Below are 24945 nucleotides of genomic sequence, written 5' to 3' on the forward strand. Positions count from 1 at the left end.
CGCCCTGCCCGGCGGGCCTTTTTTATGGTTTTTCGTCACGATCGGTAAACAAAAAAACTGCCCGCGACTTCCGGGCAGTTTCAGCGACGACGAACTACATCTTTACTTCCAATAAGTACACTTCGATTCAGCCTTGCTCATGTAAGCCTGATCGCCGGGAATGGTCTGCACGATCTTGGCGTAGTCCCATGGATACTTGGATTCGGCCGGCGTCTTGACCTGCATCAGGTACATGTCATGCACCATGCGGCCGTCCGGACGGATCACGCCGCCGCTGGCGAAGAAGTCGTCGATCTTGTGCGAACGCATGTAGTCCATCACCTTGTCGGCATCGGTGCCGACTGCCTTGACCGCGCGCAGATAGGTTGCCACCGCCGACGCATCGCCGGCTTGCAGCGACGTCGGCATGCGCTTGGTCTTCAGGAAAAAGCGGCGCGACCAGGCGCGCGACTCTTCGGTGCGGTCCCAGTAAAAGCCGTCGGTGAAATACAAGCCCTGGCTCTGCTGCAATCCCAGTGCGTGGATATCGCTGATGAACATCAGGATGCCGGCCAGCTTCATGGTCTTTGGAATGCCGAATTCGGCGGCGCCCTTGATGGCGTTGACCAGATCGTTGCCGCCGGTCGCCAGGCCCAGCACCTGCGCCTTGGAGGATTGCGCCTGCAACAGGAAGGAAGAGAAATCCGATGCCGCCAGCGGATGCTTGACCGCGCCCAATACCGTGCCGCCGTTGGCCTTGACCGTATCGCCGGTGTCTTTCTCCAGCGAGTTGCCGAAGGCCACGTCCGCCGTCAGGAAATACCAAGTCTTGCCGCCCTGCTTGACCATCGCCGTACCGGTGCCGCGCGCAACCGAGATCGTGTCGTAGGTGTATTGCACGGTATAAGGATTGCACTCTTCGTTAGTCAGGCGCGTGGTGCCGCTGCCGGGAGAGAGGAACACGCGTTTCTTTTCTGACGCGACCTTGGCGATCGCCAGGCTGGCCGACGAATTGGTGCCGCCGACCACCACGTCGTAACCGGAGTCGTACCACTCGCGCGCACGGCTGGCGGCGATGTCGGCCTTGTTCTGGTGATCGATGACGGTCAGCTCGATCTTCTTGCCGTTGATGCTGCCGCCGGCATCGGCGATCGCCATCTTGATCGCCTCGACGCCGCCGGCGCCGTCCAGGTCGGCATAGACGCCCGAGATATCCGTAATAAAACCGATCCTGATGGTATCTCCCGCAGCCGATGCACTACCGTAACTCATGGCAAGACCGGCAGCTATTGCAGCGGTCAACCCCTTCAATTTCGCATTCATTGTCTTCTCCATTGTTATAAGAATTTCCGCACACCGGCTTCTTTGTTTTTACAAGCTCAGCGCTGCGACCAAAAACTTATCGTAGCGACCCGGTACTGTCCAATGACGGATTCTGATCGACGCATTCCCAATTGCTATACGCGTTCATGCAGCCTCCATCTGCATCCTCATTTGTTTCGCGCTATGCTCAGAACAGGCATCGCCGGCTAGCATGCAGAAACGTGATGACCCAATCAAAATCGGTCATTGGACGCTCGCCGCCCGCCATGCGATGCTTGATTCCCTCCAGCAATCAAATCGGGAGCGCAGGAAACCCTTCCTGCCTCACCTCACTGTGTGCAAAAGGCAAGCAATGACTGAATACAAAAATCTGATCGCCGGCGAATGGGTCTCCGGCGCCGCCAACGTCGACAACATCAATCCTTCCGACACCGCCGACATCATCGGCAGCGCCGCGCACGCCAGCGCCCAGCAAGTTGCCGAAGCCATCGCTGCAGCGCAACAGGCACTGGCGAAATGGGCCACCGGCACCTCGCAGCTGCGCGCCGACATCCTGAGCACCGTCGCCAACGAACTGTTTGCACGCAAGGAAGAACTGGGTGAACTGCTGGCCCGCGAAGAAGGCAAGACACGCGCCGAAGCCATCGGCGAAGTCGGTCGCGCCGCCAACATCTTTCGCTTCTTTGCCAGCGAAGTGCTGCGCATGCGCGGTGAAAAACTGGCCTCGGTGCGCCCCGGCGTCGACGTCGAAGTCACGCGCGACCCGGTCGGCGTGATCGGCATCATCACCCCATGGAACTTCCCGATCGGCATCCCGGCATGGAAGATCGCCCCGGCGCTGGCCTTCGGCAACACGGTCGTCTTCAAGCCCTCGGAAGCCACGCCCGGCACGGCAACCGCGCTGGCGGAAATCATCGCGCGCGCCGGCGTGCCGCCCGGCGTATTCAATATGCTGCACGGCAGCGGCCCGGTGGTCGGTGAAGCCATGCTGGCGGGCGTGGACGCGATCACCTTTACCGGTTCGGTCAAGACCGGGCGTCAGATCGTGGAAAAAGCCACCAAGCGCATGATCCGGGTACAGGCCGAAATGGGCGGCAAGAATCCGCTCATCGTGCTCGACGACGCCGACTTCGACACCGCAGTCAATTGCGCAGTGGACGGCTCCTTCTTCCAGACCGGCCAACGCTGCACGGCATCGAGCCGCCTGATCGTCACCGAAGGCATCCATGATCGCTTCGTCAGCGCCGTGGCCGAACGCCTGGGCAAGATCGTCATCGACAACGCGCTCAAGGCCGGCACGCAAGTCGGTCCCGTCGTGGATCAGCGCCAGCTCGATCAGGATCTGCGCTACATCGACATCGGCATCGCCGAAGGCGCCAAGGCGACCGTCAAGGGCGAACTGCTGCAACGCGCGACCAAGGGACATTACCTGTCGCCGACGCTGTTCACGGAAACCACCAACCAGATGCAGATCAACCGCGAAGAAATCTTCGGGCCGGTGGCCGCCGTGATCCGCGCGAAGAATTACGAAGAAGCGCTCAGCATCGCCAACGACACGCCGTTCGGCCTGTCCGCCGGCATCTGCACCACCTCGCAAAAGCATGCGCGGCATTTCCAGGCCAATGCGCAAGCCGGCCTGACCATGCTCAACCTCGCTACCGCCGGGCTGGATTACCACGTGCCGTTCGGCGGCCGCAAGGCATCGAGCTACGGTCCGCGCGAGCAAGGTACTTATGCGATCGAGTTTTACACTATCGTCAAGACCTCTTATCTGAGCGTCTGAGCATCTCAGTCACTATCATCCCAAAGACGCCACCCGCCAACGGCGGCGTCAACAATAATCAGGAGACAAAGCAATGAGCGAGAACAAACAATCCGGCCTCAACGTCGGCTTCATCGGCCTCGGCCGCATGGGATTGGGCATGGCGTCCAACCTGCAGCGCAAGGGCTTCCGGCTGACCGTCTACGACATCAACCAGGCCGCCGTCGATGCCCTGGTCAAGCTGGGCGCGCGCGCCGCTCCCGGCATTGCCGATGCCTCGCGCGACATGGACGTGATCATCACCATGCTGCCTAATTCAGCCATCGTGCAGACTGCCGTGGGCGGCGCCGACGGCGTGCTGCAACATGCGCGCCGCGGCGCCATCGTCATGGACATGAGCACCGTCGAACCCGACGTCACCGACCGCCTGGCAGCCGCTGCGCTGGCGCAAGGCAAGTCCTTCGTCGACGCTCCCGTCGGCCGGCTGGCGAGCCATGCCGACCGCGGCGAGTCGCTGTTCATGGTCGGCGCCACGGATGCCGACTACGCCACGGTGACGCCGTTGTTGCAAGCCATGGGCACGACGATCCATCATTGCGGCGGCACCGGCGCCGGCACCCGCACCAAGCTGGTCAACAATTATCTGGCGGTAGTGTCCTGTCAGCTCAACGCCGAAGCATTGACGCTGTCGCAACGCTTCGGCCTGTCGCTGGAAAAAACCCTCGACGTCATCTACGGCACCACCGCCACCAACGGCCAGCTCAAGATTGCATGGCCGGACAAGGTGCTGGCCGGCGACATCGGTCCCGGCTTCACCATCGACCTGGCGCACAAGGATCTGACGCTTATCGTCGACGCCGCCAATACGGTGAAGTCGCCGATGCCGATCGGCGCTGCTGCACGTGAAGCGTTCAGCACGGCGCGCGCACGCGGCTTCGGCGGCAACGATTTCTCTGCGATGGTCGATGTCTTGTGCGATCTGTCCGGCACGGAAAAAGCCCGTCTCAAGAAAAAGCCCGCATAAATAATTTCGCAGAGGAACATCACCGTGCAACGTCATCAGCTCTTCATCGACGGCAAATTTTCGGACGCCGCATCGGGCGCCTGGTTCGATACCTATAATCCATTTACCGGCAAGGTATGGTCCCAGGTGGCCGCCGGCGGCGCCGCCGATGTCGAGCGTGCGGTGCAGGCCGCACATCGCGCCTTCACCACCGGCGTCTGGCCGGCATTGACGGCAAGCCAGCGCGGCGCGCTGCTGCGCCGCCTCGGCGACCTGATCGCCCGCGATGCCGACAAGCTGGCGCAAATCGAAGTGCGCGACAACGGCAAGCTCATCGCCGAGATGCGCGGCCAGCTCAATTACATTCCGCAGTGGTTCTATTACTTCGGCGGCCTCGCCGACAAGATCCAGGGCGCAGTCATCCCACTGGACAAGAAGGATTATTTCAACTTCACCCGGCACGAACCGCTGGGCGTGGTGGCCGCCATCACGCCGTGGAATTCGCCGCTGCTGCTTACCGCATGGAAGATCGCGCCGGCGCTGGCCGCAGGATGCACGGTGGTGCTCAAGCCGTCCGAGTTCACCTCCGTGTCGTCGCTGGAATTCGTCAAGCTGTTCGAGGAAGCCGGCTTTCCGCCGGGCGTGGTCAATGTCGTCACCGGCTACGGCAAGGACGTCGGCACGCCGCTGGTCGAGCATCCTCTGGTGCGCAAGATCACCTTCACCGGCTCCGACGCCACCGGCCGCATGATCAACCAGAGCGCCGCCAAACAGTTCAAGCGCGTGAGCCTGGAACTGGGCGGCAAGTCGCCCAACATCGTCTTCAACGACGCCAATCTGGAAGATGCCGTCAACGGCGCCGTATCCGGCATTTTTGCCGCCACCGGCCAAACCTGCATCGCCGGCTCGCGCCTGCTGTTGCAGGACGACATCCACGACGCCTTCCTGGAGAAACTGACGGCGCTGGCGTCCACTGCGCGCATGGGCGATCCGCTCGACGCCGGCACCCAGGTCGGGCCGATCACCACGCGCCAGCAATACGACAAGGTGCTGGGTTACATCGACATCGCCAAACAGGACGGCGCCAAACTGATCATGGGCGGCGCGCCGGCCACGCGTGCCGAATGCGGCAACGGCTGGTTCATCGAACCGACCATTTTCTCGGGCGTCAGCAATCGCATGCGCATCGCCCAGGAAGAAGTGTTCGGCCCGATTCTCTCGGTCATCCGCTTCAAGGATGAGGAAGAAGCCGTTGCCATCGCCAACGACTCGGCCTACGGCCTGGGCGCGGGCGTATGGACCGCCGACATCGGCCGCGCATTTCGCATGTCGTCGCGCATCCAGGCCGGCACGGTGTGGGTCAACACCTATCGTGCGGTGAGTTACATGTCGCCCTTCGGCGGCTACAAGGACTCCGGCACCGGTCGCGAGAACGGCATGGATGCGATCCACGAGTACCTGCAGGTCAAGAGCGTCTGGATCAATACCGGCGCCGCCACCGGCAATCCGTTCACCATGCGTTGACCGACACAGCAAGCGTCACCTGCGTCACCTCACGCCTGTTGCACTGCGACAGGCGTTTTTCGTTGGCGCCCGGACTTTTCCTGCGCCAGTCCCCTTTGCGCTTTTGCGCTACACTCCTTCGATACCGCTCCCTTCGTCCCGTGTCCAGCCTCTTCCCTATGCACTTTGATCTTGTCGATTTACGCCTGCTGGTCAACATCGCTGATTTCAACAGCCTCACGCGCACCGCGGACGCAACGCACATGTCGCTGTCGGCGGTGAGCACCCGGGTCAAGAAGCTGGAAGACAGCATCGGCATACAACTGATTTACCGCACCGGACAAGGCGTGGCCCTGACGCCGACCGGCCTGACCTTCGCCATGCACGCGCGCCTGGTGCTGCGGCAGATCCAGCATCTGCGCGGCGATCTGCAGGAATACGCCAAAGGCGTAAAAGGACACCTGCGCGTGTTCGCCAACACGACGGCACTGGTGGAATTCCTGCCGCCCATCCTGCAGGCCTACCTGGCCTCGCATCCTGACGTGAACATCGACCTGCATGAGAAACCGAGCCGCGACATCGTGCGCGCCGTCGCCGACGGCCAGACCGATATCGGCATCGTCGCCGGCAATGTCAGCACGCGCGACCTGGAAGTCATTCCTTACCGCAGCGACCGGCTGGTGCTGGTCACGCCGCCCGGCCATGCACTGGCCCAGGCAGGCGCGGTGGATTTTGCCGACACCCTGGAATACGACCACGTGAGCCTGCACGAGGCCAGCGCCCTGCACACCTTCCTGCACGAAGCCAGCGACGCCTTGCATCGCAGCTTGCAGATCCGCATCCAGGTCGGCAACTTTGAAGCGGCCTGCCGCATGATCGCTGCCGACATCGGCGTCGGCATCCTTCCCGAATCCGCTGCGCGCCGCTATGCGCAAAACACCGACATCGCCATCGTGCCGCTCAACGACAAATGGGCGGTGCGCGCGATGAAAATCTGTGTACGCAATCTTGAGGAATTGCCGGCCTTCGCCAAGGCGCTCATCGTGCTGCTGGCAGCCGATGCGGAAAAAGCCGGAGCCGAGGACGGAAGTACGGGCGCCAACTAAACCCCGCCCTTTCCGCCCCTGTCCTTTTAACCCAGGATGTCGCCGATGCGCTCGACGTGCTCCAGATTCCACGCCTGTGCAATCACCTTCTGCATTTCCGCCGGGCTGGCGCCGTCGCGATAGCTGGCCAGCACAATTGCTTTCTTCTCGATTTCCGGACGGCTGAGCGTATTGCCGGGATCGCCTTTCGGTTCATCGACGCGTCCTTCATAGGTCTTTCCGTCGGCGGTGCGCACTTTCACCTTGCCTATCCAGCGCGCCGGATACGCGGCGTCGACTTCGGCGTCGAGCTGCATGCTGACCTTGTTGCGAAACGCCACCACCGCCGGATCGACATAGCTGTTGTCGAATTCGGTCAGGCTGGCGCTGTCGTAGTTCGCGATCAGGCCGAGCACCGTGCCCATGGAGAATTTCGACTGATGCACGGTCTGCGGATCGGTAACTGGTCCCAGCACGTCGATGGCGCCCTGATGCACCAGCGCAACCACGCTGGAGATATCGGCAAGCTTCAGCTTGTCGCGACGCAGCACCTGCTGCAAGGCGTCCGCCGCTGGATGCGTGTGGCGGCAGGATGCATGGAACTTGAACGAAGTCTCCGGCAACGCCCAGCGTGTGCCCAGGCGATCGGTGAGCTTGCGCAGATCGGCGTCGGTGGACATGCCGGCGGCCATGCCCTGCTTGCCTTCCAATATCTGGCGCGCGCCGGTGAAGCCGTCCTTGGCCAGGTAAGCCGCCGTCAATCCAGCGCCCGCTGCGTGCGCAGTGTGCAACTGTTTGGAATCGGCCGCATCGCGCAAAAATTCCCACAAGCCGGTTGCTTGCGTACCGGCCGAGCCGATGGCGTTGAGCATCTGTTCCGGCGTGAGTTTGAGCAGCGACCCAACCGCCACTGCAGCGGCGATTGTGCCGGCAGTGCCGGTGGTGTGAAAGATCTTGTAATGCGAACGCCCCAGATATTCGCCGATGCGGATGCCCACTTCGTAACCAACCACCGACGCCACCAGGAATTCGCGGCCGCTGCTGCCGAGCGCCTGCGCCACTGCCAACGCCGGTGAAAACACCACCGTCGCCGGATGAAATACGGAGCCGTTGTGCACGTCGTCCTGCTCCGCCACATGCGATGCCGCCGCATTGCTCATGGCCGCCACCAGCGGGCTGCTGTGCTTGCGATTGATCAGGATTTCGGAGGGACCGTCTGCAGCGCCCATCATCATCGAAAAGCGTGTGAGCGATTCCACCGGACGCGAGCCCTTGCCCGCCAGTGCCGAACCCAGCCAGTCAAGGTACAGGTCTTCGGTCTTTCGGATGACCGCTGCCGGGATATCGGCGAAGCGCAGGTTTGCCGCAAAATCGGCAAGCTGCCGGCTGGCCGACGGAGCGACTGCGGAGATCGATGGGGCCTCGGAAACCGGCTTGTTTTCCGGGGCGCGGGCGAGTGCGTTGCTCATGGGGGCTCCTTGTCGATAAATCTGTTTTGTCTCGATCAGTTTGTCGGCGTACGCAGGCAACCTGATTACACCGTGCCGCGCATGCCACATTGCAGCATGTGGGCCAGATCGTTGCGCGTCGGCAGACGCGGATTGATGGCGATGTTGCCCGAGGTCAGGGTCTCATCGATGACGGCTTCGAACGCCGCTTCGGTCACGCCAAAGTCGGCCAGCGTCTGGGTCAGCCCGATGTCGAACTTGAGCTGCTGCACCGCATGCACCGAGCGCTCGGCCGCTTCGCGCAGACTCAGTCCCTCGATGCGCTCGCCGAACAGCTCGGCGATCTTGGCGTATTTCTGCAGGTTGCCCGGCAGGTTGAAACGCATCACCGCCGGCAGCATGATGCCGTTGACCAGGCCGTGCGGAATGTGAAATTTATTGCCCAGCGGCAGCGCAAAAGCATGGACCAGCCCGAGACGGATGCGATTGAAGGACATGCCGGCCAGCGAGCTGGCGATCAGCATGTTGCCGCGCGCCTCCATGTGGTCGCCTTGCGCCACCGCCACCCGCAGGTTGTCGGCGATGAGCCGGATCGCTTTTTCCGCCACGGCTTCAGCCATCGGATGGCAGGACTTGTTGACGTAGGATTCAACGGCGTGCGTGAGCGCATCCATGCCGGTGGCCGCGGTCACATGGGCCGGCAGACTCCTGGTCAGTTCCGGATCGAGTATCGCCACGCGCGCGTAGTTGAAGGGACTGCCGATATTGACCTTGAGGTCGTTCTCGGTATCCGACAGCACCGACCACACCGTCACCTCGCTGCCGGTGCCGCCCGTGGTCGGAATGGCGATCACCGGCGCGCCGGCGCGCTTAACCTTGTCGATGCCGAAGAAGTCCCGGATATTGCCTTCGTTGGTGATCATCAGCGCAATCGCCTTGGCCGCATCGAGCGCGCTGCCGCCGCCGATGCCGACGACCATGTCGGCGCCCTTCTGCTTCGCCATGGCCACGCCCAGATCCACCGAACGTACTTCGGGGTCGCTCTTGATATCGGTAAACACATCATGCGGAATATCCGCAGCCGACAGCACCTGCGTGACGCGCCCCACCAGCCCGGCCTGCAGCACGCCGGGATCGCCCACCACCAGCACCCGCCGCCCGCCCAGCGACTGCACGATCGCCGGCAATCTGGCGAGGCTGCCTGCGCCGAACTGGAGTTCGACCGGGTTGTGATAGTTGAAGGCGGCCAGTGTCATGAGGAATGCTTCCCGATAGGTGAAGCGCCAGAAATGCAGGCGCGAGGTATCGAAGCAGTATGCCAAAGCGCACCAGCGTGGACCATTCTTGTTTGCCGAAGACGATCTTATGTTTTGGTGAAGTCGACTTCATCGGGAGCGTGATATTTTCTTATGGCATTGCAGCATCTCCCCGCACCCGGAGCAAAGCGGCGCTGCGCTGTATGTCATATTCCCAAAAGACTATCGCAATGGAAGCAATAAAAATCAATGGCCGCCCAACCGTAAACGCAAAAGACAAATAACGCATACCATCTCAACCAATATCAACCAATGCCAGCCCCCAAGGAGCACAAAAATGAAGTGGTTTTACAATCTTAAAATCTTCAAAAAACTGATTTCGACGTTTTCTCTCTTCATCGTACTGGTATCGGGACTGGGCATCTTTGCGATCCACGAACTGGACAAAGTCAATCAAGCCTCCAACGACATTTCCACCAACTGGCTTCCAAGCATCCGCACACTGTCGCAAATCCAGTTGTCGCTGGCACGTATCCGCAGTCTTGAATTTCAGCACATCCTGGCCTCGCAGCCCGCCGAGTTTGATCGCATTGAACAAGAGATGAACAAGCAGATCGCTCAGTTGGCAAGTCAGCAAAAAGACTACGCAGGTCAAATCAGCGAACCGGAAGAGAAAACCATCTATCCGGAAGTCGCCGCCTCGATCAATACTTTCCTGGCGGAACATCAAAAAATGCTGGTGATATCGCGCGCCGACAAGAATGACGAAGCTGTCGCCTTACTCAAGGGAGAATCCACCGTCGCCTACACGCGGCTGCGCGAACATCTGGACAGATTGACGACGGTCAACGACACGGGTGCAGCAGTTGCCAACCAGACCTCAGACACCACCTATGCCAGTGCCCGCCTGTGGATCATTGCCGTATTGCTGTTTTGCATCGTCACGGCAGTCGTCCTGGCGGTCTGGATCGCCAGGCTGATTTCCCGCCCGCTGACCGAAGCAGTGCAAGTAGCGCAACGCGTGTCGGGAGGCGATCTGACTGCCGACATCCAGCCGACCGGCAAGGATGAGACCGGACAACTCCTGCAAGCCTTGAAGGTGATGAACGGCAGCTTATTGCGAATCGTCAGGGAAGTGCGTTCCGGCACCGACACCATGGTGACGGCATCGAGCCAGATCGCAAGCGGCAATCTGGATCTCTCTGCACGTACGGAGCAGCAAGCCGGCTCATTGGAAGAAACGGCATCTGCGATGGAAGAGTTGACGTCGACGGTAAAGCAAAATGCAGACAATGCGCGTCAGGCCAATCAGCTGGCGGTCTCTGCCTCTGAAGTTGCCCTCAGCGGCGGCGACGTTGTCAGCAGGGTCGTCGACACCATGCGGTCCATCAACAACTCCTCCCGCAAAATTGTCGAAATCATCGGCGTCATCGACGGCATTGCTTTCCAGACCAATATCCTCGCGCTCAATGCTGCCGTCGAAGCCGCGCGTGCCGGCGAGCAAGGCCGGGGCTTTGCGGTGGTGGCGTCCGAAGTCCGCAGTCTGGCGCAACGCTCTGCCGCCGCAGCCAAGGAAATCAAATCACTTATCGATAGTTCCGTTGCCCAGGTCGACATTGGCAGCAAGCTGGTGGAAGAAGCCGGCAGCACCATGACCGATGTCGTCAACAGCGTCAAACGTGTGACCGATATCGTCGGAGAAATCACTTCCGCCAGCCGGGAACAAAGCGATGGCATCGAACAAGTCAATCTGGCCATCACGCAGATGGATGAAGTCACGCAGCAAAATGCCGCGCTGGTGGAGGAAGCCGCCGCAGCGGCTCAATCCATGCAGGATCAGGCCAGTAGACTGTCTGAGGTCGTGGGCATCTTCAGGCTCGATAATGGAAACAAGATCGGTTTTTCATCGACCGCCATCCCACCGACACGCATGCTCTCAGACGAGAGAATCATTGAGGCAGGGTCGTCGCCTATCCTCTTGATCCAGAATGATAAATAGGCGTGCCATTTCTGGCGATTGAGAACCAGGCTGAGGGGATCTCACCGAAAAACGGGCCTCGACGGGCCCGTTTTCGCATTGCAAGATTTGAATCGCCATCAGTCCGACATCAATCCGGCACCACCAGCGCCGGATTGATCGCCAGCAACAGCCAGGGCTTGATTTCCGAACGCACGAAGACGCCGCTGATCGCGAATGGATCCTGGTCGCGCAAGGCTTCGGCGTCCTCCTTCGTTGCAACTTCGTAAATCATCAGGCCGCCGCTGCCGTCCGGAAACGGGCCGCCCAGCGACAGCTTGCCGGCGTCGAGCAAGCTTTTCATATAGTTTTTGTGGTCGGGCGCATGCGCGGCGAGTTTTTCCTTGTCGTCGGTGTAGGCGACGTAGTTGATGAATTTCATGACTGTCCTTGTCTGGTTGATGTTGTCAGATTTCTCGCTTCAGTTTTCTGTCCAGCGCGTAGGCGCCTGCCCCGCGCAGGGCGAAGTACAGCGCGACCAGTCCGAGCAGCACCGGGTATTCGATACCGCGGTCGATCCAGGGCCAGGTGGGCCCCATGGCATAACTGATGGCGATCATCTCCACCGTCATCAATACGGCAATCAGACGCGTCAGCAAGCCGAGCGCCAGCATCGCGGCGCCGGCGGTTTCCAGCAGCATCACCAGAACAGCCAGTTGCGGCGCAAACGGCAGCCCCATGACCTTGCCGATCATGTTGATCGAACCCGCCATCGGATCGGCCATGGAACCATGTGAGATTCCCAGCGCCTTGGGCAAACCATGCGTGAAGATGATGGCGCCGAAGCCGAACCGGAGCAGCGCGTAGCCGACGCCTTCCATGCACCCATAAAAACGACCCAATGCCGGAAATACGTAACGCCCGGATGCAGACGCCGATGCTTGGCGGCCCGGACCGGCATCGGTACCCGCAGGCGTACTTTCTGGCGGAAGAGATTGGTCCACGATGGACTCCATATCGGGGTTGGAAGCGTTCATACGGCAGAGAGAAAGCCGATGCACGCCATCATCCCGGTTACCGCCGTGCAGATAAACCGCCGGCAGCCGAATTGACTATTCGGCATGGACTAAGAGTGCTGCCGAAACAGTCCCACGCTGCACCTGAATCTGCCAAAGTCTCTACAATCTCATCCACATCAATTCACGGACAAGCATTCAGCCTCGTCACCCGCAAAATCATGAGCCTCCATTCGATCCCGCTCTCTCCCGCCCAGGCGCGGGCCATCTGGCTGCGCGCGCAACGTCTTGACGAACTCGCGCCTTTCGGCGACGGCGCCGAGGCCGTCAGGCTGGCGACCGAACATCTCGGCTATGTGCAAATCGACACCATCAACGTCATCGAACGCAGCCATCACCACATTCTCTACACGCGCATCCCCGGCTACAAACTGAGCGACCTGGAACAGGCGCAGTCGGTCGACAAGTCGGTATTTGAATACTGGACTCACGCGCTGGCCTATGTGCCGACGACGGCGTTTCGTCATTTCATCCCGGCGATGGAACAGCGGCGACTCAATCCGCACAGCTCGTTTGATGGCGTCGATGAAGCCGACTACGCCGCCCTGCTCAAGCGCATCCGCAAGGAAGGCGGCTTGTCGATCCGCGATATCGAGGACGACGTACTGGTGGAAAAGACCCATCCCTGGGGCAGCCGCAAGCCCTCGAAGAAAGCCTTGCGCTGGGGCTTCTTCGTCGGCGATCTTGTGATCAGCAAACGCACCGGGATGATCAAGACTTATGAGCTGGCAGGACGCCATTTCGGCTGGCAGCGGCGGCCGTCGGCGTCAAAGGAAAAGCAATTCGCGCAATACCTGCTGCAACGCGCGCTGCAGTCGCAGGGCGTCGTCAGCCTGGATTCGATCTGCTACGGCAATGCGCCGATGAAGGCAATGGTCAGGGAATTGATAGAGGCCGGCGTCAGACGCAAACAACTGCTGCCTGTGCATCTCGACGGCGCGCCGAAAAGCCAGCACTGGATCACGCCGGAACAACTGGAGACGGTCATTGCAAGCACCGAGCCGGTTTCAGGAGAGCGCGTCCACATCCTGTCGCCCTTCGACCCGCTGGTGATCCAGCGCAAGCGGCTAGAGTTGTTCTTCGATTACGAACATCGCTTCGAAGCCTATGTGCCGGCAGAGAAACGCGTGCTCGGCTACTTCGCGCTGCCGGTGCTGGTGGGCGACCGCATCGTCGCAGCGCTCGACCTCAAGATGGATCGCCAGGCCGGCAAGTTGCGCATGCAAAAGTGGAGCTGGATTGCGAAGAAATCAGCGCCGCTGAAAAATCTCATCGAGGAAGAACTGCACCGCTTCGAACAATTCCAGAAACAATCGATGCGCTCAGCTCTTCCTCAGGACCAAGACTAAACACTGGCGTAACCGAGCATGTTGCGCGGCGTGACGTCGGTTGCCGGACGCATGGTGCTGCGGTCTTCCGCCGCGGCCAGTTCCGCTTCTGCCGTTGTCTCCGTTTCCGACGCGGCGATGTTGAACACCGACACCGATTGCACCAGGCTGTCGGCCTGACGTGTGAGCGCATTGGCGGCCTCGGCGGTCTGATCGACCAGCGCGGCGTTTTCCTGGGTGGACTTGTCCATTTCCACCACTACGCGGCTGACCTGCTCCAGGCCCTCCGCCTGTTCTTGCGTGGCAATCGAGATTTCATTCATGGTGTTCATGACGGTGTTGACCGAGGTCACGATCTGCTCCATGGCGCGGCCGGTTTCGATCACCTGGGCCGATGCCAGATCGATGCAGGCGGCGGATTCGCCGATCAATACCTTGACCTCCTTGGCCGCCTCGGCGCTGCGCAGGGCCAGCGAACGCACTTCCGTCGCCACCACTGCAAAGCCCCTGCCCTGCGTGCCGGCGCGCGCCGCTTCGACCGCGGCGTTCAAGGCCAGGATATTGGTCTGGAATGCAATGCCGTCGATCACGCTGACGATTTCGGAAATCTTGTTGGCGCTGACCGAGACTTCGCCCATGGTGCCGACGATCCTGGTCATCAGCTCGCCGCCTTTGACGGCGTCGCCTGCCGCGGTTGCAGCCAGCTGGTTGGTATGGCGCGTGTTCTCGGCATTTTGCTTGACGGCCGCCGACAGTTGTTCCAGCGTGGCGGCGGTTTCTTCCAATGACGATGCTTGCTGCTCGGTGCGCGCCGCCAGATCGATGTTGCCCTCGGCGATGTCGCGCGCGCTGCGGTTGACGTCTTCGGTGCCGTTGCGAATCGATGAGACGGTTTCCACCAAGCCTTGCTGCATGCGCTGCAAAGCGCCGAGCAAGACGCCGATCTCGTTGCGGGATGCGCCTTCTACCGGCGAGCTGAGATCGCCGCCGGCGATGCGGTCGAAATGCATGCCGGTCGTGGCCAGCGGGCGCAGCAGCACGCGGTCGAACAGCATCCAGTACAGGCCGACCAGCAGCAGGGAAAACACGAACAGGCCGCCCGCCAGATAGACGGCGATCATATAGCGCTGTTCGGATGCTGCGCTCAGGGTATCGCGCACCGATTCGGCGTGACGGATGACGGTGCGCAAGGTCGACGCGAACACGCGATCGGCTTCTTCCGCGCTGGTGGTTGCTGCAGCATAGGCATCCAGCGAAACATCGTAGAGCGCCACTTCACGCCCCTCCAGCACCTTGGTGTAGGCGTCGTAGGCCTGGCCGACCTGCTGCGAGCGCTCCGCCAGGCCGGATGCCGACTGGTCGCCCTTGCGGTAGTTTTCAAACGTCTTCTTCGCTTCCTGTAACGCCGTCGATGCCTTGCGCGTGTAGTCGTTGGCCTTGACCTGATCGCCGCGCACCAGGTTGATGTAGGCGTTGTCCATGTTGATCAGCGTGGACTGAAACAGGCGCTCGACTTCATGCAGCGGCTGGATCTGCTTGTCCGACAGCGCTATCAGTTCGTTCATGGCCCTGGCCGACTGGCGCGCATCGGTCCAGGCAATGAATACCGCCGTCCACAATGCAAGCGAAAAGATGCCGAGGACGAACAAGAGGCTGGTGCGGATTTTCAGTTTGGCGAACATGGCAGGCTCACAGTAGATGGCGGATGGAGGAGGATTATTTGATGCCGAACAGACGATCCAGCGACCAGGCGCCGGCGCCGCGACCGACCAGGAACAGCAGCAGACCGGCCCAGGTCAGGTGCGTCGGCCAGGCGTCCGGATAGACGAAGATTTCGATGACCGCCGTCATGCCCAGCAGGCCCAGTGCTGCGGAGCGGGTGAACAAGCCCAACACCAGCAGCAGCGGGAAAAAATGTTCTGCATAGGCGGCCAGATGCGCAGCGATTTCCGGCGGCACCAGCGGCAGTTTGTATTCCTGTTCGAACAGCGTGTAGGTGCTGTCCTTGATGCTCAAGAAACCGGTGACCTTGGTGCGGCCGGAGAGAAAGAACACGGCCGCGACGGCCACCCGCGCCACCAGCGCCAGCAAGGAATCGCCGACCAGTTGCGTGGCGCGCGCGGCGGCGAAGTTGTACCAGCCGGCGATGGAGTTCGGCTTCGCTGCGGGGCTTGTTGTAGCTGGTGTCGCAGATGTGGGATGGGCAGACATGATGGTCTCCGTGAATAAAGATGAATGGATATCAGCGCGTGGGCGTGAAAGGCGAAGCAAATGCTTCGGCGTGGATCAGCGTGCCGAGCAGGCGTGCAACATCGAGTGCAGGTTCTGCGTCGACTGCCTTTGCCGTGGCAGTCTGCAAATTCTCGCCGGCGGCGCAGGCGTCGAGAAATGCACACATGCCGGGACCTGCCGCCTGCCAGACGACCTGGCCGTCGATGCGGCTCAGCAAGGCGCCCTCGCCGTCCCAGCTGAGTTCGTCGGCAAGCTCGCGTTGCTCGCGATTGGCTTGCCAGATGGAATAAGCAGGCTGGTCTGCGCACCAGCGCCAACGTATGCTGGCGCGCGGCCGCAATGCGCTCTGCAGCAGATCCACTTCGCCCAACGCCGCCAGCATCGCTGCTTCCAGCGGCGCCTCGTCGGCAGCGATATGGCATTCGGTCCACAAGCGATCCAGGCGCGCAACCTCGCCCAGGTAGGGCAACTCGGCAGCCGGACCGAACGCCGACAGAAAATCGGTGAAACCGCGGCCGTATTCAATCAGGCACACGCTTTCGGGCGGCTCGGCGCAGGCATGGATCAGCGCCGCGGAGCGAAACCATTCTTCGCCGACCAGACGCACGATGGTCGGGTAATTGGCCGCCAGCGCATCGACGCTGGCCTTGAGCACGGTGTTGCGATATACCTTGAAACCCGGCTGGCCGGTCAGCTGCGCCAGCGGCGATGCGCTGTCGCCGACGCCGTAAATGGCGCGGATGAATTCGTGTTGAAAACTGTCGGAGGCGTGATTCATTTCAGCACTCCTTGTGCGGACAAAATTTCTTGTGCCTTGTCGCGTTCGCTCAGCAATTCAGCGAAGGCGGGAATCTTGTCGTCGCGCTCGATCAGTGTCGGGCGTTCGCCGATGCGTTCGATCAGATGACGGTACAAGCGCCAGACCGGCTCGATCACCGGGGCGTCGTGCGAGTCGATCAGCAGCGGCGTGTCGGCACTCTCGTCGCCGTCTTCGCTATGTCCGGCCAGATGGATTTCCATGATCGCCCCGGCCGGCAGATTGTCGAGATAGGTGCGTGCGTCGTAACCGATGTTGTGCGCGCTGACATAGACGTTGTTGACGTCGACCAGCAATCCGCAACCGGTGCGGCGCACCAGCTCGTCGAGGAAGTCGGTTTCGCTCCAGTCGTGGTTGTCCATGCGCAGGTAGTGCGATGGATTTTCAATGGCAATGCGGCGTTGCAGTTGCTCTTGCGTGCGCTGGATGTTGGCGGCGACGCGCACCAGGATGTCGCTGGTGCGCGGCACCGGCAACAAGTCGGGATAATAGCGGCCGTCCAACGTCGACCAGGCCAGATGTTCGGATATCAGCGCCGGCTCGACCCGGCGTATCAGTTCTTTCAGGCGCTGCAGGTGTTGCCGGTCGGGAGCAGCTTCTCCCGCCAGCGACAGCGACACCCCGTGCAGCGACACCGGATGGCGGCTGCGGACGGCGTCCAGCCATGCCAGCCGCGGACCGCCCGCCATCAGGTAATTCTCGGGATGGACTTCGAACCACATCCCGGCTTCGGCGCATTGCAACGCCTCATCGAAATGTTGCGGCTTCAATCCCAGTCCGGCGCCAAGTGTCGCTGTCATTTCAGGCTCCTGCTCCTGTGTGCAATCAGATTGCAGTCAGGGAACCGGCGCCCTTCGGGGTCTTGATGCTGGTGCAGGTGCCGGCAGGAACGTTCTTCCAGGCGTTGCCCTGGTAATCCATCTTGGCGGTGCCGGCGCAAGTCGTGCCTTCGCCTGCCTTGCAATCGTTCTGGCCGGCCAGCGAGACGCCGTAGCATTTTTCAACGGCGGTCTTGGCTGCGGCTGGTGTGTTTTGCGCCATGGCGATACCGGATGTCAGAGCAGCCAGGGTGAAAGCGGCAGTTGCGAGTTTGATGGTGTTCATGAGGTACTCCTTGAAGATGAATGGATTGTTGAGAGAAGCAGATATCCGCCGGAAGCGTTCTTTTGCAGATGATCTGAACGTTAGTTCGTCGCACCATGGCGTTCGGTTACAGCAAATTGAAAATAAATTTGAAAATATTTATTTTGCAAACGCTGTAACCGGATCCGTCATGCCAACGAACATATAGACAAGGCGTCTTGCCGGACCGGTGGCGGTCCAGGGGCAGAAGACGCGAGGATGGAGAATTTGATGAAAACACCTGACCTGGTGTCCATGCTTGCTACAGGAACAACACGCAGCGATCCCGATATATTGGGCAAGCGACTTGGACTGGCCTTGCTGATCGGCCTGATCGGCGCGTCTGCGCTGCTGGTGGCGGCTTACGGAATACGCGGCGACATGCCGGAACTGCTGGCGACGCCCTTGTTCTGGATCAAGGTATCGTTTCCGCTGGCGATCCTGATGTCGGCGCAGGGCATCACCGCACGGCTGGCGCGTCCGGGGGCTTTGCTCGGACTGCAGCGGCTGATCCTGCTGGGCTTGCCGGTGCTGGCGATCTGGCTGGCGAGTATCGGCTTTCTGCTGCTGGCGCCGCCGTCGCTGCGGCTGGCCTTGGTGCTGGGTTCGACCTGGCAGGTCTGCTCATTGAATATTGCACTGCTGTCGCTGCCGACTTTCTTTTCGATGTTCTGGGCCATGCGCGGCCTGGCGCCGACGCGGCTGATGCTGACCGGCGCCAGCATCGGGCTGGTGGCCGGCGCACAGGGCGTGGTGGTCTACACCTTATATTGCACGGAAATGACGATGCCCTTCTGGGGCGTCTGGTATGTGATCGGCATGCTGGCGCCGACGGCGGTGGGCGCCCTGCTCGGTCCGCGCTTGCTGCGCTGGTAGAGGGTGTAGTGATCTGTTCAGGGATCGAGCAAGGCCGCAACCGGCCGCACCAGTCCTTCGAGCAAGGCGCGCTCGGGACGGGTGCGCGCCAGCACGCGGATACCGAGCAAGGTGCTCAGCAAGACGCGCCCCATGTCGTCCGCCGATTGACCGGAAGAAATGCTGCCGTCGCGCTGGCCGGCGGCGACGCAGCGGCGGAAGAAGGATTCCACCTGCACCAGCACGTCGGCAACCACTCGCTGGAATTCGGGATCGTGCGGCGCGACTTCCAGCGCCGAGTTGACCAGCATGCAACCCTTGCGGTCCTTGTCCGCCAGCGAGCGTTTGATGATTTCGTTGAAGAAGGCGGCGATGGCGGCGCGCGGCGGCATGTGGTTTTCGAAACGGCCGACGCGGTCAAGGAAACTCTGCTCGACGTAACGGTCCAGCGCACGCCGGTACAGGGCGCGCTTGTCGCCGAAGGCGTTGTAGAGGCTGGCGCCGGTGATGCCCATGCTGTCGGCCAGGTCGCGCACCGACGTGGCTTCGTAGCCGCGGGCCCAGAAACATTGGACGGCGGCGTCAAGCGCTGCCGCTTCGTCGAATTCGCGTGGTCGTGCCATGAGACGTGTCGTATCGGCTTGATTGCCGTGATTGCTCTGTTATTGCGGCTAGTATATCATTTTAAAACAACCGATCTAAAACACGCCGCAGCACCATTGATGTCTGCGACCGATCATTGCTTTAGCCCAAAACCAAGCCATCGCCATTGCCTGGCCGCCTGATGAAGCGACTGACAACAACAGCAGAAACCGATCCGGGGATGTCCGTCGAGGAGCGCTTGAAGGCGTTGCTTCTGGCCGGACTGGACGGCAATGAAACTGCCTATCACGCCTTCCTCAACGAACTCAGCGGCCGCCTGCGCGCCTATGTCAGGAAGCGCCTGTTCCATCTGCACGAGGAGGTCGAGGATATCGTGCAGGAAACCTTGCTGGCCGTCCACAACGCGCGCCACACCTACCGCGCGGAAGAACCGCTGACGGCGTGGGTGTATGCGATTGCGCGCTACAAGCTGATGGATTTCCTGCGCATGCGCTCGCGTCACGACGCCTTCAACGAGCCGCTGGACGACTATGTCGACATCTTCTCCAGCTCCGACGACGAGCCGGCCAACGACGCCAAGCGCGACATCAACGTCTTGCTGGAACAATTGCCGGACAAGCAACGCCTGCCCATCGTTCACGTTAAACTGCAAGGCATGTCGGTGGCGGAAACCGCGCAACTGACGGGCCTGTCCGAATCCGCCGTTAAAATAGGCATACACCGCGGCCTCAAATCCCTCGCGGCCAAAATACGATTGTTTTCATGAAGACCGACGATTTCATTTCCATGCTGGCAACCGGTGTCAAACCGGTGGATCGTCACGTGCAGTTCAAGCGTTTCTCGCAAGCCATCCTGGTCGGCGGCGCCGGCGCCTTCATCCTGATGGTGTTGCGGTTCGGCATCCGCCCGGATATCGGCGTCATGCTGGTCACGCCGCTGTTCTGGTTCAAGATGGCTTTCCCGCTGTCGCTGGCTGCCGCTTCGCTGTGGCTGCTGACACGCCTGAGCCGCCCCGGCGCCGGCCTGGGAAAACGCTGGATCGCGCCGGCCGCGCCGGTGCTGGTGATCTGGATCGCGGCGCTGGCCGTGCTGGCGCTTGCGCCGGAAAGCGAACGCCTGAACCTGATCATGGGCTTCACCTGGCGCCGCTGCCCCTTCAATATCGCCATCCTCTCGATACCGACCTGCGTGACGATCACCTGGGCGGTGCGCCAACTGGCGCCGACGCGCCTGCGCCTGGCCGGCGCCATGGCGGGCTTGCTGGCCGGTTCGGTAGCGACCGTCGCCTATTGCCTGCACTGCCCGGAAATGGGCATGCCTTTCTGGGGTATCTGGTACCTGGGCGGCATGCTGATTCCCGCCGTGCTGGGATGGATCTTCGGGCCGGCGCTGTTGCGCTGGTAAATGCCCCTACTCCACGACGTGATGCCTGAGGTATTCGACGTCCTGTAACGGCGATGCGCCGAACAAGCGGCGGTATTCGCGGCTGAACTGCGACGGGCTTTCGTAACCGACCTGATACGCCACTGTGGCCGCTTCCACGCCGCCGGCCATCAGCATGCGGCGCGCTTCCAGCAGACGTGTCTGCTTCTGGTATTGCAGCGGACTCATCACGGTAGTCGCCTTGAAGCGGTGATGCAGCGTCGACACGCTCATGCGGACCTGTTTGGCCAGCTTCTCTATCGACATCGGCTCGGCATAGTTCTGCTTGATCCACTGAATCGCATCGTTGACGCCGCGCTCCTGATAATGCGACAGCACGGTGTGATACAGCACGTCGCCGTTCTGCGCCGAGATCAGGCGGTACATGATTTCCTGCTTGAGGATGCGCGACATGGCGGCGATATCCTGCGGCTTTTCCAGCAGGCGTATCAGCCGCAAGAAAGTCTCTTGCAAATCGATGCTCGATTCTTCGACATAGGCACCGACGCGCGTGCTGCGTTTGGGCGGCGCCGGGATATTGAGTTCGATGATGAAGGCAGCGATCTCTTTCGGATCGAGGTCGATGCGCACGCCGTAGTACGGCTCCTTCTCATCTGCTTCGACGATCTGCCCGGACACCGGCAAATCGATCGCCGACAACACGTAGCTGCCGCTGCCGTAGTGATTGACGGTCTTGCCGATCAGCACCTTCTTGCGGCCTTGCACCACCATGCACATGGATGGCTCCAGCATGCCGCGGCTCAGCGCCGTGGGTTGGCAGATGCGGATGAAAGAGAGATAAGGGATCGCCGTCAATACATCGCGCTGCGCCGCCGGCACACCGGCGAAATGCGCAGCCACCTCCGTCCGCAACTGCGCGAGCAGGTCGGAGGATGGTGCAGCGACGGAATCAGCGTTGGGCGTTTTCATGGACCGGGACATCGTAACCAATGATGGCTTTCGGTTCAACATAAGCTTCCAGACCGTAAGGCCCGAATTCGCGGCCGATGCCGGATTGCTTGAAGCCGCCGAACGGTGCGCGCGGTTCGTCATACAGGCCGTTGATGAAGACGCGCCCTGCCACGATCTGCGACGCCACGCGGTTGGCGCGCTCCAGGTCGGCGCCGCTGACGTAGCCGTGCAGACCGTAGACGGTGTCGTTGGCGATGTCGATGGCTTCTTCCTCGGTGCGATACGTCAGGATGGACAAGACCGGGCCGAAGATTTCTTCACGCGCGATGCGCATGTCGTTGGTGACGTTGACGAACACGGTTGGCTTGACGAAATAGCCATGTTCCAGTCCCTCGGGATGGCCTTCGCCGCCGACCAGCAGCTCGGCGCCTTCTTCCACGCCAAGGAGGATGTAGCTTTGCACGCGCTCGTATTGCTTGTGCGTGACCAGCGGCCCGATGACGGTGTCTTCATCGCCGGGGTTACCCACCTTCATTGCCGCTACGGCTTGTTTGACCAGGACCTTGATCTCTTCCAGGCGCTGCTCGGGCACGATCAGGCGTGTTCCTGCGAGGCAAGCCTGGCCGTTGTTGAACGCCGCCGCCATCACCGCCTGCGGGATCGCCGTCGCCAGATCGGCGTCGTCGAGCAGGATGTTGGGCGACTTGCCGCCGAGTTCCAGCGTGACGCGCTTCATGGTGTCGACGGCGCCGCGCGCGATCTGCTTGCCGACGGCGGTCGAGCCGGTGAAGGAAATCTTCGCGATGTCCGGATGGCGCGTGATCTCGGCGCCGACGGTGTCGCCGCGTCCCGTCACAATATTGAATACGCCCGGCGGCAAACCTGCTTCATGCAGACATTGCGTCAGCAGCTGGGTCTGCATGGCGCTCAGTTCGCTGGGCTTGATGACGGTAGTGCTGCCGGCAACCATCGCGGTCGACAGCTTGCTGCAGATGAAGCCATAGTTTGCGTTCCACGGTGTGATCAGGCCGACCACGCCGAGCGGCTCCATCGTCACGCGCGCCGTACCAGCCTGGCGCACGAAGTCGAAGCTGTTAAGCAACTCGATCGCCAGCAAAAAGCTGTTGGCCGAGCGCGCCACCGTACCGGCACACATGCGGCGCGTGCCGCCGTATTCCGCGATCATGACTTCGATCAGCTCCTGAGAGCGACGCTGGATGGCGTCATGCATGGCTTGCAGATAACCGGTGCGTTCTTCCTTGCTGCTGCGCGAAAAACTCTTGTAGGCCGCTTTGGCGGCGGCGATGGCGCGGCGCGCATCCTCTTCGTCAGCCAGGCGGACGTCGGCGATGGCGGTCTTGTTGGTTGGATTGATCAGCTCCATGATTTCCGTGCCGTGAGGCTGGACGAACTGGCCGTTGATGTAGATTTCATTGATGTGTCGCATGTCGGTTTCCTGGTGAAAGAATGCAGTGGGCATGCGAAACATGGTACGAGTCGAGCACCTGGACACGGTAGACCGATGCTGCCGGAGGATTGCCTGATCCTGCCGCCCGGTGGATTTTCTTGCCATCGGGATATGCCGGATTGCTTGCATGCAGCGGCCTGCAGACCGGACATCTACCCAAAATCGCCCGGTGCAGCGCACCATTTGCGAGCAGCCGTGCACCGCGACACCTCATAACGTGACATATATTTTCACCATTGTTTCTTCCCCGCCATCCCAACATCCTCTGAAACCCTTTTGCGACAAGGGTTTCCGCCCTTCTGGCACAGGCTTTGCATATACCCGGATACGGATCAACGACGATCCCCCCAATTCTTAATGCCGATCTAAAGACGGATCTGCAGGACAACGGCGTCCGCTTAGCTTGGCATTCTTGCCTTGTTGAGCGGGCGCCTTTTTGTTTTTTACGGGATAAAAATGGCCGTCACCTCACCAAGCAGCTCCAGCAAGGCAGGCAAGATCGAACTGTTCTCGATCAGCTCGCCGCAAATGCGCGCCTTCCATCTGACCTGGATGGCCTTCTTCGTGTGTTTCTTCGCCTGGTTCGCCTGCGCGCCTTTGATGCCGGTCATCAAGGGCCAGCTCGGCCTGACCATCGAGCAGATCGCCAACATCAATATCGCCGCCGTCGCCGTGACGATCCTGGTGCGCCTGATCATCGGCCCGATGTGCGATCGCTACGGTCCGCGCAAGACCTACACCGGCCTGCTGCTGATCGGCGCCATTCCGGTGATCGGCGTCGGTTTTTCGCAGAGTTATGAAAGCTTCCTGTTCTTCCGCCTGTGCATCGGCGCGGTCGGCGCCAGCTTCGTGATCACGCAGTACCACACCTCGGTGATGTTCGCGCCTAACGTGGTCGGCACCGCCAACGCGGCGACTGCGGGCTGGGGCAACGCCGGCGGCGGCGTGGCGCAAGGCCTGATGCCTTTGCTGCTGGCTGCGATGCTGATGCTGGGCGTGGGCGACTACCTCGGCTGGCGCGTGGCGCTGCTGGTGCCGGGCCTGCTGATGCTGGTGATGGCGGCGCTGTACTGGCACTTCACCCAGGATTGCCCGCAAGGCAATTTCGATGAATTGCGCGCTGCCGGCATCACGATTGAAAGCGGCAAAAAAGGCGGCTGGGCAAGTTTCCGCGCGGCCAGCGCCAATTACCGCGTGTGGATGCTGTTCGTCACCTACGGCGCCTGCTTCGGCGTGGAAATCTTCATCCACAACATCGCCGCCATCTATTACGTCGATCACTTCGGCCTGTCTTTGAAGAGCGCCGGCATCGCCGCCGCCAGCTTCGGTTTGCTGGCGCTGTTTGCGCGCGCACTGGGCGGCATCATCTCCGACAAGGTCGCTCTCCGGGGCGGTCTCAATCGCCGCGCCACCCTGCTGTTCGTGATGATGCTGGGCGAAGGCCTGGGCCTGTTGTGGTTTGCCCATGCCGGCAGCGTGACGCTGGCCGTCATCGCCATGCTGTGCTTCGGCCTGTTCACACACATGGCCTGCGGTGCGACCTATGCACTGGTGCCTTTTATCGATCGCAAGGCGCTGGGCGGCGTGGCCGGCATCATCGGCGCGGGCGGCAACGTCGGTGCGGTGCTGGCGGGCTTCCTGATGAAGAGCCTCGGCAATACGCAACAGACGCTGAGCATGCTGGGTGTGCTGGTGACGGTATCGGCGCTGTGCGCCATCGCTGTACGTTTCACTGCTACCGACAAGAGCGACGAGCCCGCACTTGCCGTCGCCGCCAATAACATTCCCGCCTGA

Annotated in this window: 23 protein-coding genes; 10 read left to right on the forward strand and 13 right to left on the reverse strand. The window is 61.2% G+C overall.

The window, feature by feature from the left end; genetic code table 11:
- Positions 1-102: 102 nt before the first annotated feature.
- Positions 103-1251 carry an ABC transporter substrate-binding protein gene (locus AKL25_RS10560; RefSeq protein WP_240475708.1) on the reverse strand — a complete coding sequence of 383 codons (1149 nt, stop codon included), beginning with the start codon at positions 1249-1251 and terminating at the stop codon, positions 103-105.
- Between the two features lie 403 nt (positions 1252-1654).
- Between AKL25_RS10560 and AKL25_RS10565 the strand changes: the two genes are divergently transcribed.
- The 4 genes from AKL25_RS10565 (at position 1655) to AKL25_RS10580 (ending at position 6676) form a co-directional block, all read left to right on the forward strand.
- On the forward strand, positions 1655-3085 hold the full coding sequence (locus AKL25_RS10565; protein ID WP_050477626.1) for an aldehyde dehydrogenase family protein: 1431 nt from the start codon (positions 1655-1657) through the stop codon (positions 3083-3085).
- A 73-nt stretch (positions 3086-3158) separates the two neighbouring features.
- Positions 3159-4088: an NAD(P)-dependent oxidoreductase gene (locus AKL25_RS10570; protein WP_050477627.1), complete on the forward strand. Its 930-nt coding sequence runs from the start codon at positions 3159-3161 to the stop codon at positions 4086-4088.
- Between the two features lie 24 nt (positions 4089-4112).
- Complete coding sequence (locus tag AKL25_RS10575) at positions 4113-5591, forward strand: aldehyde dehydrogenase (protein ID WP_050477628.1); 1479 nt, start codon at positions 4113-4115, stop codon at positions 5589-5591.
- A gap of 158 nt (positions 5592-5749) precedes the next feature.
- On the forward strand, positions 5750-6676 hold the full coding sequence (locus AKL25_RS10580; RefSeq protein ID WP_050477629.1) for a LysR family transcriptional regulator: 927 nt from the start codon (positions 5750-5752) through the stop codon (positions 6674-6676).
- A gap of 26 nt (positions 6677-6702) precedes the next feature.
- On the opposite strand, the gene AKL25_RS10585 is transcribed toward AKL25_RS10580, so the two are convergent.
- On the reverse strand, positions 6703-8124 hold the full coding sequence (locus AKL25_RS10585) for an MmgE/PrpD family protein (protein WP_083444644.1): 1422 nt from the start codon (positions 8122-8124) through the stop codon (positions 6703-6705).
- 65 nt (positions 8125-8189) lie between these two features.
- On the reverse strand, positions 8190-9359 hold the full coding sequence (locus AKL25_RS10590; protein WP_050477794.1) for an iron-containing alcohol dehydrogenase: 1170 nt from the start codon (positions 9357-9359) through the stop codon (positions 8190-8192).
- A gap of 337 nt (positions 9360-9696) precedes the next feature.
- Here AKL25_RS10590 and AKL25_RS10595 point away from each other — a divergent pair, with 337 nt between their 5' ends.
- Positions 9697-11358: a methyl-accepting chemotaxis protein gene (locus tag AKL25_RS10595; protein ID WP_083444645.1), complete on the forward strand. Its 1662-nt coding sequence runs from the start codon at positions 9697-9699 to the stop codon at positions 11356-11358.
- Between the two features lie 109 nt (positions 11359-11467).
- Here the strand turns inward: AKL25_RS10595 and AKL25_RS10600 are convergent, their stop codons facing one another.
- Both AKL25_RS10600 and AKL25_RS10605 read right to left on the reverse strand, forming a co-directional pair.
- Positions 11468-11758, reverse strand: a complete 291-nt coding sequence (locus AKL25_RS10600; RefSeq protein ID WP_050477630.1) for a YciI family protein — start codon at positions 11756-11758, stop codon at positions 11468-11470.
- Between the two features lie 25 nt (positions 11759-11783).
- Entirely contained in the window at positions 11784-12320 is a 537-nt protein-coding gene (locus tag AKL25_RS10605) for a DoxX family protein (protein ID WP_240475709.1), read from the reverse strand.
- A gap of 233 nt (positions 12321-12553) precedes the next feature.
- Between AKL25_RS10605 and AKL25_RS10610 the strand changes: the two genes are divergently transcribed.
- On the forward strand, positions 12554-13741 hold the full coding sequence (locus tag AKL25_RS10610) for a winged helix-turn-helix domain-containing protein (protein ID WP_050477631.1): 1188 nt from the start codon (positions 12554-12556) through the stop codon (positions 13739-13741).
- Here the strand turns inward: AKL25_RS10610 and AKL25_RS10615 are convergent.
- From AKL25_RS10615 to AKL25_RS10635, 5 genes are read right to left on the reverse strand one after another with little or no spacing between them, the layout of a single operon-like run.
- Positions 13738-15402, reverse strand: coding sequence for a methyl-accepting chemotaxis protein (locus tag AKL25_RS10615; RefSeq protein ID WP_050477632.1), 1665 nt, complete (start codon positions 15400-15402; stop codon positions 13738-13740). The two genes, AKL25_RS10610 and AKL25_RS10615, sit on opposite strands and share 4 nt — an antisense overlap.
- Before the next feature lie 34 nt (positions 15403-15436).
- On the reverse strand, positions 15437-15931 hold the full coding sequence (locus AKL25_RS10620) for a DoxX family protein (RefSeq protein ID WP_050477634.1): 495 nt from the start codon (positions 15929-15931) through the stop codon (positions 15437-15439).
- Positions 15932-15962: 31 nt separating this feature from the next.
- Complete coding sequence (locus tag AKL25_RS10625; RefSeq protein ID WP_050477635.1) at positions 15963-16730, reverse strand: HvfC/BufC N-terminal domain-containing protein; 768 nt, start codon at positions 16728-16730, stop codon at positions 15963-15965.
- Positions 16727-17569 carry an MNIO family bufferin maturase gene (bufB, locus tag AKL25_RS10630; protein ID WP_050477636.1) on the reverse strand — a complete coding sequence of 281 codons (843 nt, stop codon included), beginning with the start codon at positions 17567-17569 and terminating at the stop codon, positions 16727-16729. The genes AKL25_RS10625 and bufB overlap by 4 nt, the downstream gene beginning before the upstream one ends.
- Before the next feature lie 25 nt (positions 17570-17594).
- Complete coding sequence (locus AKL25_RS10635; RefSeq protein WP_050477637.1) at positions 17595-17873, reverse strand: BufA1 family periplasmic bufferin-type metallophore; 279 nt, start codon at positions 17871-17873, stop codon at positions 17595-17597.
- A 249-nt stretch (positions 17874-18122) separates the two neighbouring features.
- Between AKL25_RS10635 and AKL25_RS10640 the strand changes: the two genes are divergently transcribed.
- Positions 18123-18767 carry a DUF1109 domain-containing protein gene (locus AKL25_RS10640; protein ID WP_050477638.1) on the forward strand — a complete coding sequence of 215 codons (645 nt, stop codon included), beginning with the start codon at positions 18123-18125 and terminating at the stop codon, positions 18765-18767.
- A gap of 17 nt (positions 18768-18784) precedes the next feature.
- Here the strand turns inward: AKL25_RS10640 and AKL25_RS10645 are convergent, their stop codons facing one another.
- Positions 18785-19369, reverse strand: a complete 585-nt coding sequence (locus AKL25_RS10645) for a TetR/AcrR family transcriptional regulator (RefSeq protein WP_050477639.1) — start codon at positions 19367-19369, stop codon at positions 18785-18787.
- Between the two features lie 161 nt (positions 19370-19530).
- Here AKL25_RS10645 and AKL25_RS10650 point away from each other — a divergent pair, with 161 nt between their 5' ends.
- Both AKL25_RS10650 and AKL25_RS10655 read left to right on the forward strand, forming a co-directional pair.
- Positions 19531-20115: a sigma-70 family RNA polymerase sigma factor gene (locus AKL25_RS10650; RefSeq protein WP_050477640.1), complete on the forward strand. Its 585-nt coding sequence runs from the start codon at positions 19531-19533 to the stop codon at positions 20113-20115.
- On the forward strand, positions 20112-20753 hold the full coding sequence (locus AKL25_RS10655) for a DUF1109 domain-containing protein (RefSeq protein WP_050477641.1): 642 nt from the start codon (positions 20112-20114) through the stop codon (positions 20751-20753). The genes AKL25_RS10650 and AKL25_RS10655 overlap by 4 nt, the downstream gene beginning before the upstream one ends.
- A 6-nt stretch (positions 20754-20759) precedes the next feature.
- Here AKL25_RS10655 and AKL25_RS10660 read toward each other — a convergent pair whose 3' ends face one another.
- Complete coding sequence (locus tag AKL25_RS10660) at positions 20760-21701, reverse strand: AraC family transcriptional regulator (RefSeq protein ID WP_050477642.1); 942 nt, start codon at positions 21699-21701, stop codon at positions 20760-20762.
- Positions 21682-23130 carry an aldehyde dehydrogenase family protein gene (locus AKL25_RS10665; RefSeq protein WP_050477643.1) on the reverse strand — a complete coding sequence of 483 codons (1449 nt, stop codon included), beginning with the start codon at positions 23128-23130 and terminating at the stop codon, positions 21682-21684. The genes AKL25_RS10660 and AKL25_RS10665 overlap by 20 nt, the downstream gene beginning before the upstream one ends.
- A gap of 477 nt (positions 23131-23607) precedes the next feature.
- On the opposite strand from AKL25_RS10665, the gene AKL25_RS10670 reads away from it, so the two are divergent.
- Positions 23608-24945: an MFS transporter gene (locus tag AKL25_RS10670; RefSeq protein ID WP_050477644.1), complete on the forward strand. Its 1338-nt coding sequence runs from the start codon at positions 23608-23610 to the stop codon at positions 24943-24945.

The organism is Herbaspirillum rhizosphaerae (genome assembly GCF_001189965.1).
Taxonomy (GTDB): domain Bacteria; phylum Pseudomonadota; class Gammaproteobacteria; order Burkholderiales; family Burkholderiaceae_D; genus Herbaspirillum; species Herbaspirillum rhizosphaerae.